14 protein-coding genes and 1 other RNA gene are annotated in these 13,593 nt (G+C 49.8%); 7 read left to right on the top strand and 8 right to left on the bottom strand.

All coding sequences use genetic code 11. The features are described from left to right. Nucleotides 1–352: 352 nt before the first annotated feature. Nucleotides 353–637: a hypothetical protein gene (locus I4W93_RS07250; RefSeq protein WP_205309565.1), complete on the top strand. Its 285-nt coding sequence runs from the start codon at nucleotides 353–355 to the stop codon at nucleotides 635–637. 123 nt (nucleotides 638–760) lie between these two features. Here I4W93_RS07250 and I4W93_RS07245 read toward each other — a convergent pair whose 3' ends face one another. Together I4W93_RS07245 and I4W93_RS07240 are read right to left on the bottom strand one after the other, a co-directional pair. Beyond that, nucleotides 761–1,366 (bottom strand): YkgJ family cysteine cluster protein, encoded by a 606-nt coding sequence (locus I4W93_RS07245; protein ID WP_205309564.1) that lies wholly within the window; start codon nucleotides 1,364–1,366, stop codon nucleotides 761–763. A gap of 118 nt (nucleotides 1,367–1,484) precedes the next feature. Next, nucleotides 1,485–2,672, bottom strand: a complete 1,188-nt coding sequence (locus I4W93_RS07240) for a 7TMR-DISM family protein (protein ID WP_205309563.1) — start codon at nucleotides 2,670–2,672, stop codon at nucleotides 1,485–1,487. Between the two features lie 263 nt (nucleotides 2,673–2,935). Here I4W93_RS07240 and I4W93_RS07235 point away from each other — a divergent pair, with 263 nt between their 5' ends. Further along, nucleotides 2,936–3,235: a c-type cytochrome gene (locus I4W93_RS07235; RefSeq protein ID WP_205309562.1), complete on the top strand. Its 300-nt coding sequence runs from the start codon at nucleotides 2,936–2,938 to the stop codon at nucleotides 3,233–3,235. On the opposite strand, the gene recQ is transcribed toward I4W93_RS07235, so the two are convergent. After that, nucleotides 3,205–5,028, bottom strand: coding sequence for a DNA helicase RecQ (gene recQ, locus I4W93_RS07230; RefSeq protein WP_205309561.1), 1,824 nt, complete (start codon nucleotides 5,026–5,028; stop codon nucleotides 3,205–3,207). The genes I4W93_RS07235 and recQ overlap by 31 nt on opposite strands. Nucleotides 5,029–5,162: 134 nt before the next feature. Here recQ and rarD point away from each other — a divergent pair, with 134 nt between their 5' ends. Both rarD and I4W93_RS07220 read left to right on the top strand, forming a co-directional pair. Beyond that, nucleotides 5,163–6,029, top strand: a complete 867-nt coding sequence (gene rarD / locus I4W93_RS07225) for an EamA family transporter RarD (protein WP_205309560.1) — start codon at nucleotides 5,163–5,165, stop codon at nucleotides 6,027–6,029. A 79-nt stretch (nucleotides 6,030–6,108) separates the two neighbouring features. After that, the gene (locus I4W93_RS07220) at nucleotides 6,109–6,786 is read left to right on the top strand and encodes a DUF599 domain-containing protein (RefSeq protein ID WP_205309559.1); all 678 of its coding nucleotides are present in this window, start codon (nucleotides 6,109–6,111) and stop codon (nucleotides 6,784–6,786) included. A gap of 44 nt (nucleotides 6,787–6,830) precedes the next feature. Here the strand turns inward: I4W93_RS07220 and dolP are convergent, their stop codons facing one another. The 4 genes from dolP to I4W93_RS07200 are packed head-to-tail and all read right to left on the bottom strand — an operon-like array spanning nucleotide 6,831 to nucleotide 10,230. Next, entirely contained in the window at nucleotides 6,831–7,406 is a 576-nt protein-coding gene (gene dolP / locus I4W93_RS07215; RefSeq protein ID WP_205309558.1) for a division/outer membrane stress-associated lipid-binding lipoprotein, read from the bottom strand. Continuing rightward, nucleotides 7,403–7,984 carry an SIS domain-containing protein gene (locus I4W93_RS07210; RefSeq protein WP_205309557.1) on the bottom strand — a complete coding sequence of 194 codons (582 nt, stop codon included), beginning with the start codon at nucleotides 7,982–7,984 and terminating at the stop codon, nucleotides 7,403–7,405. Before I4W93_RS07210 ends, dolP begins: the two co-directional genes overlap by 4 nt. Before the next feature lie 21 nt (nucleotides 7,985–8,005). Further along, on the bottom strand, nucleotides 8,006–8,353 hold the full coding sequence (locus I4W93_RS07205; RefSeq protein WP_205309556.1) for a YraN family protein: 348 nt from the start codon (nucleotides 8,351–8,353) through the stop codon (nucleotides 8,006–8,008). An 8-nt stretch (nucleotides 8,354–8,361) separates the two neighbouring features. Then, entirely contained in the window at nucleotides 8,362–10,230 is a 1,869-nt protein-coding gene (locus I4W93_RS07200) for a penicillin-binding protein activator (RefSeq protein WP_224673312.1), read from the bottom strand. A gap of 86 nt (nucleotides 10,231–10,316) precedes the next feature. Here I4W93_RS07200 and rsmI point away from each other — a divergent pair, with 86 nt between their 5' ends. Both rsmI and rnpB read left to right on the top strand, forming a co-directional pair. Then, complete coding sequence (gene rsmI, locus I4W93_RS07195) at nucleotides 10,317–11,168, top strand: 16S rRNA (cytidine(1402)-2'-O)-methyltransferase (RefSeq protein ID WP_205309554.1); 852 nt, start codon at nucleotides 10,317–10,319, stop codon at nucleotides 11,166–11,168. A gap of 20 nt (nucleotides 11,169–11,188) precedes the next feature. Next, nucleotides 11,189–11,561, top strand: an RNA gene (gene rnpB / locus I4W93_RS07190) — RNase P RNA component class A. A 40-nt stretch (nucleotides 11,562–11,601) separates the two neighbouring features. On the opposite strand, the gene I4W93_RS07185 is transcribed toward rnpB, so the two are convergent. Next, the gene (locus tag I4W93_RS07185) at nucleotides 11,602–12,237 is read right to left on the bottom strand and encodes a methylamine utilization protein (RefSeq protein WP_205309553.1); all 636 of its coding nucleotides are present in this window, start codon (nucleotides 12,235–12,237) and stop codon (nucleotides 11,602–11,604) included. An 89-nt stretch (nucleotides 12,238–12,326) separates the two neighbouring features. Between I4W93_RS07185 and I4W93_RS07180 the strand changes: the two genes are divergently transcribed. After that, the gene (locus I4W93_RS07180) at nucleotides 12,327–13,565 is read left to right on the top strand and encodes a hypothetical protein (protein ID WP_205309552.1); all 1,239 of its coding nucleotides are present in this window, start codon (nucleotides 12,327–12,329) and stop codon (nucleotides 13,563–13,565) included. Nucleotides 13,566–13,593 lie beyond the last annotated feature (28 nt).

The following is a 13,593-nucleotide window of genomic DNA, read 5'->3' as shown; positions in this document are numbered from 1 at the left end:
GGTTGGTGTGCTTCACCGCCCGGTTTTTTATTTGCTGCCAGTTTCAGCACATACTAACTGTTCGGCCCAATCAGGCCGCGGCTTTTGGCAATGTGCGGCGCAATTTCAACATCACTGGCCGGGCTTAAAACCAATCAAGCTGTACCTATAAGCCGTTGTAAATAATCTAAAACCGCTGTAATGTCATAAACACAAAGTTTACAAAGGCCGAACAGTCCGTGTTTAAATTCGGATTTTTCCGCTGAATAAATGTTAGGTGATCATGCGAGTTTTGTTTTTGTCACTAGTATCCATTTTGCTTTCGGCTTGCGCTGATCCGTGCAGCGATGACGTGATTAGTCAGGCGGTTGACTTGAAGAAAAAAACTGCGGCTATACATGTCGTTAAAAACTGTGGCGCTACAACAGGATTTGCGCACCAAATCTATATTGTAGTTCCGGGTACGAAATACGCTGATGCAAATCCAATTTTTGTGGCTGATAAGGTCGACAATTTAGCTGTCGCTTGGTTGGGTGAGAGAGCTCTGGAAATTAGCTATGATTCAGCGAGAATTTTTAACTTTACTAATTTCTGGCAATCTTCTGAGGTTGATAACTTCGAATATGTTATTAAAGTTACCTTACGTGAAGGTACCTAACAATTGGCATTAAAAAGCGAGCACTTTTGGCGCTTGACTCACAACAGGTTGCTCGCGTTCGTGCGGGCTGCTTGATAACCACCAACACAGCAACCAGACTCAGCTGCTGTGTTGATGGTTAGCTTAAGCGATTTGCTGATCGTCGTTCATGCCACTGTACCAGGCTTTAAACAGTACCCTTTCCAGTGCCTGTTGTAAGGCATCGTTAATGGGCAGGTGCTGCTTGCCAAGTTCATAATCCAGTTCGTTTACCTGCTCTTTGGCCATGATCATCATTGGCGGTGGATCTGATTCCAACGCGATTAAGCTATCCTGATAAGCGGCTGGCAGGTCTGTCTTAATCACCTTACATACTGACAATGAGGTTTTGCCTGTTTTGTCACGATAACCTGCAGCGCCAAACAAGCGGCAGATACTGGGCCGTTGCTGATATACACTGCACTGGCCTTGTTTGCCGTCAAATGACAGCTTCTGATAAAAAAAACAGCCCTGGGGCTCTGTTAACTCTTCGAGTTGTGTCAGTGTTTGTTCTGCTTTACCTTGATCAAACAAGTGTAATGCCAGCGGGAGCATTTCCAGTACCGTCGCTTCTATCGTTGGCTGCAAACAGCATTCACCACAACCAGTGCGGCAGGTTAAACCACGCTGTTGTTGATAGACTGAAAATGTTTCCGCTATTTCGCCATACACAGCCTCAACACGACGCGATAATTCACGCAGCCGTTGCATAAAGACTCCGAACGAAATAAATATAAATTTAGGTTTGCCTGTTAAGGAGCGACGATATGTCGCGCCGGCATTGTACTGAGTTGTCTGTTATAACAGCAATAGGGCGATTGAAATATAGTTAGGGCTTTAGTTCCACCTGCTGCCAGCCAAAGCTAACCAGCGCCAGGCTAAACAACATTAACAGCTGTAGCATGTATAACCAGTCGAAGCCGGTATTTAAATAGCCGGCCTGGCTTAGGGTTAATAGCAATGCTGTGCAGAGCGTAAAGGTGCAGGCCCATACAAAGGCGCGGGCTTGTTGTTGCCCAGCCAGGCTAAACCGTACCGCCAGAACGATATTGCTGGTTAACACCCAGCCCAACGCCAGGAAAAGCAGGTGCAGTCTTTGTTCGCCAGAGGCATATAGCGGGCTGAACAGTAACAACATGGCAGCAAAACTACTGGTATGGCTAAACCAACGCCACTGGCTGGTGTACAGATGCTTGAGTGTCTGATGAATAAATATGTTTAGGAACAATAAGCCAGTACCTACGGCAATATATAAAATGGCCTGGTTTATTTCCGGGTAGCCAGGCCATAGCATAGCAAAGGCCATTCCGTTTAAGGTGGCTATGATTAGCGCAAAGCTAATGAAAAAGCCACTATAATATAAGTGATTACGTGCTTTTAGCCGAAAAAACTGAACCAAATTATGAAATGCCAATAGCAGTAAAATGCCTTGTAGTATGCCATCCAACAGCGCACTGTCCTGACTGTGTGAAATAAACGCATTGTAATGCCACAATATTAGTTCACTGGGAATGACGGCCGCGTCCTGTACCCGGATGAAAATATCACGCTGCTCGTTTGCGGCCAGTTGTAGGCTCACCACATAGCTACGATAGGGTAGTGCTCTTTCTGTGTAGGGGAAGTCGTTGCCTGAGCGACTTAATAGCCGGATGTCTCCGCTGGTTTCAGTGCGCTGATAAATCTCCACTTTATCTGCCATTGGAAAGTCGTACTCCAGCATAAGCTGTTGTTTAAACTTGCTGGTATTGTGTAGGCGGGCAAAAAACCATACTGCTTGTTGCTCACGAAATAGCACCCGCTGTGCTGGGTTTAGCAAGCTAAAAGCGTGATATTTTTCAGGATCTGCCAGAATGTCGTCCAGGCTATAGCCCAGTGGAGTAACTTGAAAGTACACTTGCTGCAGGCGTTGTTGTGCTGACGCAGAGCTGTCCAGCTCATTGCTGGTGACATGAAAGGCAAGTACCGGCGGTATACATAGCCAATACAACAACACTAAGCAGAACATGCTTGTTCTCACGAACGGCTTTCTCCGTGCCAGCTTAGGGGGATGTTTATTGGTTGCTTTGCCGCCTGGCGGGCAAAATTTAACCAGTAAACGTCAACACGCCCCATTGTTAAAAAATTAGGTATAAACAGTAGCATAGTGTCCGCTAGAGTGTCAGCAAAAAATACCTCATGTCATTGTTTTGAACGAAATAAAATTATTAGACGTTTATATGGCTTGAGCATTTAGCTGCTTAGGTTATAACTAGTTATTACCAAAATAATTATGGAGCGAATATGAGATCAGTGTTTATCGGATTGCTGTTGTTGGCAGGTACAACTCAGGCTGCTGATATTGCAGCAGGCAAAGCCAAAGCCGCGGTGTGTGCCGCTTGCCACGGTGGCAATGGCATTTCTATTATTCCGGATTACCCCAATCTAGCCGGGCAAAAAGTGAAATACCTTGAAAGTTCAATTAAAGCTTATCGCGATGGCGAGCGTAAAAACCCAATAATGTCACCAATGGCAGCTGGGCTATCGGATGCCGACGTAGCAAACATTGCGGCTTATTTTGCCAGCTTGCCAGCCGGAGGTTGATTGTCTGCAGCCAGATAGTCACTGATTTCATTAATAAAGTCTGCGCCATAACGGGCTAGCTTGGTTTGGCCAACACCCGAAATGGCCAACAGGCTGCGGTTGTCGGTGGGAAGTTGCTGACACATTTCAATCAGGCTGGCGTCGCTGAACACCACAAAAGGCGGCACGTCGTCGCGCTGGGCAATATGTTTGCGCAGGGTTTTCAGGCGGGCAAACAGCGGTCGATCATATTGTTGCTTGCTTAAGCGTTCTGGTTCACGTTTACTGCTTTGTAACCGCGGCACGGCAAGTGACAGCAGAGTCTCACCGCGTAACACGGGCTTGGCTGCCGGTTGCAATTTAAGCACCGAGTGCGCAGTAATATCTTGCTGCAACAAGCCAAAATGGATCAGCTGGCGCAAAATACTCAGCCAATAATCGTGGCTGAGATCTTTACCCAAGCCCCAGGTGGATAGCTTGTCGTGGCCCAGCTCACTGATGCGCTGGTTCTGGCCGCCGCGCAATACGTCAATAACATGATGCATGCCAAAACTCTGCCCCACCCGATAAACACAAGACAGCGCTTTTTGCGCCAGCTCAGTACCATCAAATTGCTGTGGCGGCTGCAGACACGTGTCGCAGTTGCCGCAGCGAGTTTGCCGTGCTTCACCAAAGTAGTTAAGTAGCACCAAGCGGCGGCAGGTTTGTGCTTCGGCAAAAGCGGCCATAGCTAAAAAGCGTTGCCAGGTTACTTCGGCACGCTGTTGGTTTTCTTCTGCATCCAACCAGCGTTTCATTTTGGCAATATCGGCCGGGTCGAACAGCAACATGGCTTCAGCGGCTACGCCATCCCGGCCTGCCCGTCCGGTTTCCTGATAATACGCCTCAATGGTGCGCGGTAACTCAAAGTGAACCACATAACGAATATTAGATTTGTTAACGCCCATGCCAAATGCTACGGTAGCGACGATAAGCTGATAATCGTCACGTTTAAACGCATCTTGAATGCTGTTGCGCTCTTCGTTACTCAAGCCAGCATGATAACCAGCTACGCTAAAGCCGCGCTGTGCCAGTTGGCTACTAAGCTCGTCTACTTTTCGCCGCGAGCCACAGTACACAATGCCGCTGGCACCCTCTTGTTGTTGCAGGTAGCTAACCAATTGTTCAACCGGGCGGAATTTTTCCTGCACGGTATAGCGGATATTGGGCCGGTCGAAACTACCCAAATGAATATAGGCCTGTTGCAACGCCAGTTGCTGCAAAATATCCTGCCGGGTAGCGCCATCTGCAGTTGCCGTAAGGGCCATCACCGGCACCGCAGGAAACCGCTGCCGGATCAGCGCCAGCGCCATATAATCCGGCCTGAAATCGTGGCCCCATTGCGAAATACAGTGCGCTTCATCAATAGCAAACAGGCTAACACCGACATCGAGCAGGCGCTCAATAAACTGTGGTTGCAACAAGCGCTCTGGCGCGACATAAAGTAGTTTTAACTCTCCTCGGCGCAGTTGCGTAAATACCTGTAATACCTGCTCCCGGCTTAAGCTGCTATTGACGAATTCTGCCGCAATACCATTGGCTTTAAGTGCATCTACCTGGTCTTTCATTAAAGACATCAGTGGTGACACCACTATAGTAACGTGTGGCAACAGTAGCGCCGGCAGCTGATAACACAGCGACTTACCGCCGCCGGTTGGCATAAGCACAAAGCTGTCGCGCCCTTGCAGCGCCGCTTCAATAACCGGCAACTGGCCGTCACGGAATTCACTGTAACCAAAGGCTTGTTTTAGCAGGGGGAGTAGATCAGGGTTCACTTAACGCCAATAAATAGAAAAAATTAGCGGCCATTCTACTGGTAAAAGCCTGCTGCCGGAACAATAAATTCACGCAAGCCAAGCGTGTGGCGTCGTAACTGCGTATAATGCCGGCTTCGTTAGTGGAGCTTATTATGTCGTTTAATCGTGAACAAAAGTTGGGAGGTATCTTTGCTGCCACAGCCTATTCGTTGTGGGGGTTAGCGCCACTGTATTTCAAGCAAATTAATTTTATCCCTGCGGCTGAAATTCTGGTGCACCGTATTGTCTGGTCATTTCTGTTGTTGCTGCTGGTGCTGCTGGCGTTAAAACAGGGCGCTAAGGTGCTGGCGATACTGCGCCAACCGAAAACCCTGGGCTGGTTATTGCTATCCGCGTTATTACTGGGCGGTAATTGGGGCTTGTTTATCTGGGCGGTAAATAATAACCATATGCTGGATGCCAGTTTGGGCTACTACATTAATCCATTATTAAACGTGTTGCTGGGTATGCTTTTTCTGGGCGAGCGTTTGCGTAAGCTGCAATGGGCTGCGGTAGCGCTGGCCAGCAGCGGCGTGCTGGTGCAGCTGATCACTTTTGGCTCTTTGCCGTGGATCGCCTTAACGCTGGCTGGCTCTTTTGCCGTGTATGGTTTAATGCGTAAAAAACTGGCGGTCGATGCCATTAGCGGCTTGTTTTTTGAGTCGCTGTTATTGTTGCCGCTGGCGCTGTGGTACTGGTGGCAATATGCTGACAGCAGCGCGGTAAACTTGTTGCACAACAGCTGGCAGTTAAACAGTTATCTTATTGCAGCCAGCCTGGTTACCACAGTGCCATTATTATGTTTTATTGCCGGCGCCCGGCGGTTGCAGTTATCAACGATGGGCTTTTTTCAATATATTGGCCCCAGCTGTATGTTTGTGTTCGGTGTCTGGTTATATCACGAGCCTTTTGCCGCAGAGCGCATTGTTACCTTTGGTTTAATCTGGCTGGCATTATTGCTTTATACCACAGACGCCTAGCAGGTTAACCGCAGGCAGCGGCTGCAACGGTTAAAAATATAGCGTAAGCTGACACAGTGACTGGCAACGGAGAGTAGTGATGGCAAGCAGCCTTGATTTAATAGCTGTTATTTGGTTTTTCAGCCTGTGGATTGGCTACACCCTGTTTGCCAAACGCCGCGCTAAAGTGGTCAGCTGTTTGTCGTATGAGCTTCGGCGCAAGCGCAACGACTGGATGCAGAAAATGCTGCTGCGCGATAACAAAATGGCTGATGTCGGGCTTATTTCCACCCTGGAGCGCAACGTGACCTTTTTCGCTTCCAGCACTTTGCTAATCCTGGCCGGTTTACTCACTGCGATGACATCGGCAGAAAAGCTTAGTCTGATGCTGTCGAATCTGGTGCCCTGGGCCAGCTATACCGAGGGGACAGTACAACTAAAACTGTTGCTGCTGACCTTTGTTTTTGTGTTTGCCTTTTTTCAGTTTACCTGGTCACTTCGGCAATACGGCTTTTGCGGCGTACTGATTGGCGCCGCGCCGGATGGCCGCGAGTTAACCAGCGACGAGCAGCAGCTCTATGCTAACCGTGCTGCTAAGGTGATTGATCAGGCGGGCCATTCTTTTAACTACGGTTTGCGCGCTATTTATTTTTCGCTATCAGCCCTGGCCTGGTTTATCGACCCGATCATGTTTATGGCCGCCGCCGTGGTGGTGATGATGGTGATGAAACAGCGCGAGTTTCATTCTAAAGTGCTAAAAGCGCTACAGGAGTGCTAGGCAGCGTTACAGTGTTGTGCTGAACGCTGCAGCAAAAGGCATAGCTAGTTGTTGCGGATTTCAAACGCCTTAATCACGCGTGATACGCCATCAACGTGGCGGGCGATGTCTACCGCTTTGGCCGCTTCTTGCTCGTTAACTAAACCCAACAGAAACACTTCGGCGTTTTCGGTGACGACTTTAATGTTAAGCCCGCTTACCTGTTTGTCTGCCAATAGCTGGGTTTTTACCTTGGTTGAAATCCAGCCGTCTCGGGTGCGGGTTGTCATTGCGGTATTGTTGCCCAAGCGAATTTGATTTTGTACATTGCGCACGCCATCTATGCTGCGTGTTAGCTCTTCAGCGCGTTGCCGTATCGCTTCGCTGGCCGTTTGCCCGGTAAGCAACAATACGCCGTTGTAGCTGGTTACATTGATATTACTGCCCTCGGCAGTGGCGGCGTCATCAGACAATGCCCGCACTGCTTTTAGCACGACATTTTTATCATCTATTTGGGCGCCAAGCGTACGGCGGTCATTGGCTGAAGTAACCGCAGTGGCGCCACCGGCCACGACGGCTGCAGCACAGCCTTGCAACACAGCCAGCAGGGTACAGGCGCAAAGCAACTTTAGTGTATTCATAAATCTCCTTGTTGTGGAAACAACGTTAAATCAATTAGTTCGCACAGGCTGTGCAACAAAAAAGTGTAGCATTCATAAATTCGTGCTGGCCGGTGCACCGGTACTTTAAGCTCGACATCCTGCTGATTCAGCAAACCGGACAATTCGCCGCTGCTGTCCACGGTTAGTGCGATAACCTTCATATCATTGGTCACTGCTGCTTCGACGGCTTTAATCAGACTTGGTTCGGCACCTGTCAACGAAACAACCAGTAATACGTCGTTATGCTGACCCAAGGCTTTAATTTGCCGGGCCAGATAATCCTGATTATGACAATGTTGTAAGCTATGGTTATGTGGCGCTAAGGCCAGTGCTGGTAGCGTGGGACGCTCGGTTTCAAATTGGTCCAGTAACAGCTGGGCAAAGTGGTTCGCCAGCACGGTAGTTGCGCCGTCTCCACAACATAACACTTTACCGCCGCTGATTAGATTGTTAACAATGACGCAGGCGGCATTTTCCAGTGGACCAGCCAGGCTCTCGCCGGTCGCTATCATTGTTTGGATGTTTTCGCTAAACAGCTGGCGAATATGCTCTTGCATCAGGTTGTCCTGCTCAATGTGCTACTGCGAAATTGCATTTTTTATCCAGTTATATTGGTATGGCACCTGGCCTTCAATCGCCAGTACGTCCAGCCGGCAGGGTGAGTCTGTTGCCCGGTGTTGCTGCAGGTACCAGCGACTCGCACGCAGCAGTTTTTGCTGTTTGGCCGGCGTTACCGCGGCAACTGCACCACCAAAGGCGCTGCTGGCGCGGTACTTTACTTCTACAAATACCAGGCTGTCACGTTCACGCATCACCAAGTCAATTTCGCCGGCCTTGCACTGGTAGTTCTGCTGCACCAGTTGTAAGCCTTGTTGTTGCAGATACTGCAGTGCTAGCTGTTCATATAACTGGCCCAGTGTGTTCATGGTATTGCTTAGGGTTCCTGTATAGCGGATAAGCGGTTATTGCGGTAGCTCGCCCAGCTCAGGCGCCGCACAATACTGCCGTTCTGGTTTAAACTCAGTTGGCCGGTGAGGCCAGGAAATACCGCAGATGGCAACTGTTGTTGCTGGCGCAAACTGCCGACCAGTTTAACGGCGTCGTAACCCATGGCAAACAGCCGCTGCAAGGTTTCGTCCTGGTCAGAAAATAACTGCTGGTATTGCTGGCGCAACGCCATGTTGCTTTGTTCATCCAGCATCCACGGCATTTCTGTAAAAGTTAAGCCGTTTAAGTCGCGTAAATCGGTACTACTTAAGCTGGTGCTGTGGCTGCGTGAGCTGGCGTAGATAGGCAGTCTAGGCGCTGTTGGGCTAACCGATACATCGATAAAAGGCTTAAAAAGTCGGGTTTGTACCGGATCTGCTAACAGATAAATAGCGTCAATATCTAACCTACTATGCGGCTCTGCTTCCAGCTTTTGCGGCAGCAGGTTACTGATCAGCTTCACTCGCTCTTCGCTAGTGTCGGTTTCTAACAAATTGCCAATCAGTGCTTCAAGTTGCTCTTTATTGTCAAACTGCAAACTGAGCGGTGCCTGATGGCCCAATTGCTGCCAGCGGCTGACAAAATGTTGTTGCATGCGCAGGGCTGTAGTATTGGTTGCACTAATAACCACCGGGTGCAGATAATTTTTCTGTTGGAACAGCTGTGCCATCTGGCTGGCTTCGTCTTCCATACTCAGGGCAAAATAAAATTGCTCTGGTGCAGGCGTATGGCCACTGTCGATGGTGTTAAGAAATAATGTTGGCCATGTCCAGTTTTCAGAGCGGCTGACGCTGTCAACTTGTTCTTTAAGCAGCGGGCCTATGACAAATTCTGCTTGCGCCGCACTAACTTGGGTATGCAATTCAGTGGTGCTTTGTTCGCTGTCAATAAAGACTAATTCCGAACTTCCGCTGCCCGCTGCCGCCAAAATACCATACTGTATTGCTTGGGCATGTTGGCGGAATCGGCCTTGCATTGGCAGCAGTATGGCAATTTTTTGCGGTTGATAAGGTATTAAGCTAAACAGTTGCCGAACAGAGTCGGGCAAGTTTTGTAAGGTTGCTACCGCATTGTAGCGCTGTTGCCAGCCGCTAAATGCCTGTTGCAGTTGTTCTGGCTGGCCAATATAACGGCGTGATAGTTGCGCCAGGTTAAGCCAGGCAGAGCGATGTAGCTCGGCCTCTACTTTCAGGCTGTCTAACTGACTGTCACTAAGCTGCGCCAGATTACGCCACAGTAATTGTTGATAGGTTTGCTGATTACCAGCGGGGTGATTATCGTTGTCATGTAGCGTCGAGTTATGTGGTTGTGTGCTGTCAATATAGTGCTGTAACGACAGCAGGGTTTCACTGGCCGCCAGATAACGGCCCTGCTCGGCATGATATTGTGCGCTGAGCCAAAGAAACATGGCGCGGTCTGCTGCAGCCACAGCACTTAGTTCGGTTTTTTCCAGCAATGTTAGCAGACTGGTTTGCTGCTTGGTGGCCAGATAAGCCTGCAGCAATGGCAGCTTATTTTGTTGGCGGATTGCCGGGTACGGGCTGAGTTTTAAATTTTCACTAATTGCCAGCGCCAGTAAAAAATCTTTTTCGGCAATTGCCTGGCGTGCCACTTTGAGCAGCTGATAATGCTGTTGCTCCGCTTGATAATTCGCAGCCAGCGGGTAAAGCTGTCTGGCAGTTTCGGTTTGCTTTTCAACCTGCGTGGGGCTGGGTGCTGGTGCAACAGTTTTGCTGCTTTGCGGGCTTTGAGCGCAGCTGGAGAGCAGACCGCCGACACAGAGAAATAACACAGGCTTTAATTTGCTGGAAGTCACAATGCACAGTACCATAGCGAAACATGGGTCTTATCTTACTGAGACTGCCGGTTAAGCTCAATTAAATAGCGTACATTAATCATCAAATGGCAAAAGAAAACGGTTTTTTATATGTCGTCGCCACCCCAATTGGCAATTTGGACGATATCAGTCAGCGCGCAATAGCAACGTTAACACAAGTTGACTGGATAGCCGCAGAAGATACCCGCCACACCGGGCGTTTATTATCGCATCTGGGTATTAATGCTAAAACCATAGCGCTGCATGACCACAACGAAAAGCAACGTGCTGCCAGCATTATTCAAAAATGTTTGCTGGGAGAGCACGTCGCATTGGTATCGGATGCCGGTACGCCACTAATTAGCGATCCGGGTTATAGCCTGGTGCGACAATGTCGCGAAGCTGGCGTGCGGGTAATTCCAATCCCCGGTCCTTGTGCGTTGATAGCGGCGTTGTGTGCCGCGGGATTGCCGACGGATAGATTTCATTTTATCGGCTTCTTACTGCCGAAAAGCCAGCAGCGGCAAAACCAGTTGGCAGACATTCCTGCTGGGGTCGGCACCATTATCTGTTATGACACCGCCCGGCGTATTAAAGATACGCTGCAGGATGTTACTGCTGTATTTGGCCCTGATCGCGAATTAGTGCTGGCCAAAGAGCTAACCAAAACTTTTGAGCATCTGGAATACGGTACAGCAGCGCAAATTACCACCTGGTTAGAGGCTGATCCGCAGCGCTGCCAGGGGGAAATGGTACTGATGATAGCGCCTACACCTAAAGCCGAAAGCGCGCTGAGCGATGCTGAACTTAACACGCTGAAATTGCTGTTAACCGAGCTGCCAGTGAAAAAAGCCGCAGCGTTAACGGCACAAATTCATGGCGGTAAGAAAAACGCCTTATATAAAGTTGCACTGCAATTGTCTGGTGAAACAGAATAAAACCAGTATAATTGCGCCCGTGAGTTGGCCAAGACAATCGCTGCCTGCGCAAGCAGGGGGAGGAAAGTCCGGGCTCCACAGGGCAGGGTGCCAGGTAACGCCTGGGGGGCGTGAGCCTACGACTAGTGCAACAGAGAGCAAACCGCCGATGGCCCGTTCGCAAGTTCGGGATCAGGTAAGGGTGAAAGGGTGCGGTAAGAGCGCACCGCGCGGCTGGTAACAGTTCGTGGCACGGTAAACTCCACCCGGAGCAAGATCAAATAGGCCCCCTTTGGCGCGGCCCGCGTTGGGGGCGGGTAGATTGCTTGAGGCTTAAGGTGACTTAAGTCCTAGAGGAATGATTGTCACTCTGGCAACAGAGCACAAAACCCGGCTTAACGGCTAACTCACACCTTCTTATTAACACCGTGCTGCATACCAATAACAACAACGGTTAATAGTGCTGTTGCAGCGCGGTGCCAGCCGGCTCTGGTAATGACTGGCGCTGTACTTCCAGGTTTAAGCTTAACTGTTGATTGTCGGCGCTCACAATCAGTTGCTGCGGCAGCACGGGTTGTGTCAGCCACGGTTGCCAGTAATGCAGCTGATACGTTAGCGCAGGTAAGTCAGTAAACTTCACGACACCCTGTTGATCCGTAATACCAACAAAGCGGCTTTGTGCTACATAAAGGTATGCCAACATATTGTCATGAATGTTACAGCCCAGCGTCACCAGCCCGGGTTGGTCAAATTCTATTGCTGCCTCTGGTTTGCCCAAATACAAGCGCAGTTCAAATTGCTTAGCCGGAGAAAAAGAATACACATGATGGCGGGTTTTGTCCTGGTTTGGAAATTCGACCAAGGCGCCGCGCTGAACCACTGATACAAACGGAGAAAACATCAGATCACGCTGCACAATCTGGGCTGAGTCAGCTTGAATGGCTGGGTAGTCCGGGTGGATAAGTTCGACCACGGTAAACGCCAATGCTTGTTGCTGTTGGTCTCTAACCTGAATAGTTAGTTCGGCACTGTACGCTGCGCCAGACCATGCGACAGACAGTAACATAATGAAAAAAAATGCTATTCTCATGCAATAAGCTACCTGTTGAGCGGTATTGTCCGACGATGATACACCGAAGCAACCGTATTTCCAGCCACAACTTAATAAAGAGGAATGCCATGCGCAGTTGTGTTACAAGTGGCGGTGTTATTTATAGTTGTCTGCTACTGAGCTTGCCTGCAGCGGCAGCAGAGCTGCTGGTTAGTGGTACCGGCGAGATGTTGCTCAATAGCAGCTCGGCGATACCTGACTGGCAGCGCCCCTGGTATGACGGTGGCACCGGGCAGCTGGCACACCATCAGGATGGTGTGCAGCTGGGGCCACAGTATCTAAGTACACAATTACTCACAGAAACGGCCTGGTCGGCCCAACTTAATGCCCAGTGGCACAGTGCACCAGAGGCAGGGCTTAGTATTACCGAAGCCTGGCTTAACTGGGCGCCGCTGCCGCAATCTGGTTATCGTTGGCGTGCTCGGCTGGGGCTGTTCTATCCGGCGTTTTCGGCCGAAAACAGTGATATCGCCTGGACCTCGCCTTATAGCAGCAGTTTTTCGGCGATTAACAGCTGGTTTGCCGAAGAGGTGCGGGTACGAGCAGTTGAGCTTAGCCTCAGCCGGCCAGGACGTTTTTTTCGCCAGCCATACAGTTGGACCTTGGTTGGCGGCGTGTTTCAGGGCAATGATCCTGCCGGTACCGTGTTAGCATGGCGAGGGTTTGCCATACATAATCTGCAAACCGGGCAAGGCGAGCGAGTAAACTTTGCCTCTTATCCCAGCTTAAATAGCGGTGTATTGCAATTGCAGCCAGCCTGGGTTGAGCCGACTCGTGAGCTTGATCATAACAACGGTTTTTATACTGGCTTGCACTGGCAATATCAGCAGCATAGCCGGTTCAAACTGTACTATTACGATAATCAGGGCGATCCGCTGGTGTTTAGCCATGGACAGTATGCCTGGCGTACCCGGTTTGTCAGTGCTGCCTGGCAACAAGCGGTTACACCGTCTATCAGTGTGTTGGCACAATGGTTAGCTGGCGATACTCTGATGGGACCAGCGGTGGTGGATGTCTCGTTTGATGCCTGGTTTTTACTGGCGCACTGGCGCCAGGACACGCTAAGCGCTAGCTTACGCTATGACCGATTTCGTACCTTAGACCGGGATAGCACGCCGGCTGATAACAATAACGGCAACGGCGATGCCTGGACGTTGGCGCTGAGTTACCAATTAAACCCGGTATGGCAGCTAAGCCTGGAGCATATTCGTTTTAATTCAGTGCAATACAACCGTATGCAGTGGCAGTGGCCTGTTAATGAACGACAAGCTAATACACAGTTAATCTTGCGCTGGCACTGGCAATAAAAAGGCCCGCACAAGGCGGGCGAAAAAT

The organism is Rheinheimera maricola (genome assembly GCF_016918075.2).
Lineage (GTDB): Bacteria > Pseudomonadota > Gammaproteobacteria > Enterobacterales > Alteromonadaceae > Alishewanella > Alishewanella maricola_A.
Note: the sequence above shows the minus strand (reverse complement) of the source record. Positions and strands in the feature narration are given on the sequence as shown.

Coding starts and splice junctions, on each gene's coding strand:
- I4W93_RS07245 (WP_205309564.1), bottom strand. CDS start 1,366: ATGCAACGGCTGCGTGAATTATCGCGTCGTGTTGAGGCTGTGTATGGC.
- I4W93_RS07235 (WP_205309562.1), top strand. CDS start 2,936: ATGAGATCAGTGTTTATCGGATTGCTGTTGTTGGCAGGTACAACTCAG.
- rarD (WP_205309560.1), top strand. CDS start 5,163: ATGTCGTTTAATCGTGAACAAAAGTTGGGAGGTATCTTTGCTGCCACA.
- I4W93_RS07220 (WP_205309559.1), top strand. CDS start 6,109: ATGGCAAGCAGCCTTGATTTAATAGCTGTTATTTGGTTTTTCAGCCTG.
- dolP (WP_205309558.1), bottom strand. CDS start 7,406: ATGAATACACTAAAGTTGCTTTGCGCCTGTACCCTGCTGGCTGTGTTG.
- I4W93_RS07210 (WP_205309557.1), bottom strand. CDS start 7,984: ATGCAAGAGCATATTCGCCAGCTGTTTAGCGAAAACATCCAAACAATG.
- I4W93_RS07205 (WP_205309556.1), bottom strand. CDS start 8,353: ATGAACACACTGGGCCAGTTATATGAACAGCTAGCACTGCAGTATCTG.
- rsmI (WP_205309554.1), top strand. CDS start 10,317: ATGGCAAAAGAAAACGGTTTTTTATATGTCGTCGCCACCCCAATTGGC.
- I4W93_RS07185 (WP_205309553.1), bottom strand. CDS start 12,237: ATGAGAATAGCATTTTTTTTCATTATGTTACTGTCTGTCGCATGGTCT.
- I4W93_RS07180 (WP_205309552.1), top strand. CDS start 12,327: ATGCGCAGTTGTGTTACAAGTGGCGGTGTTATTTATAGTTGTCTGCTA.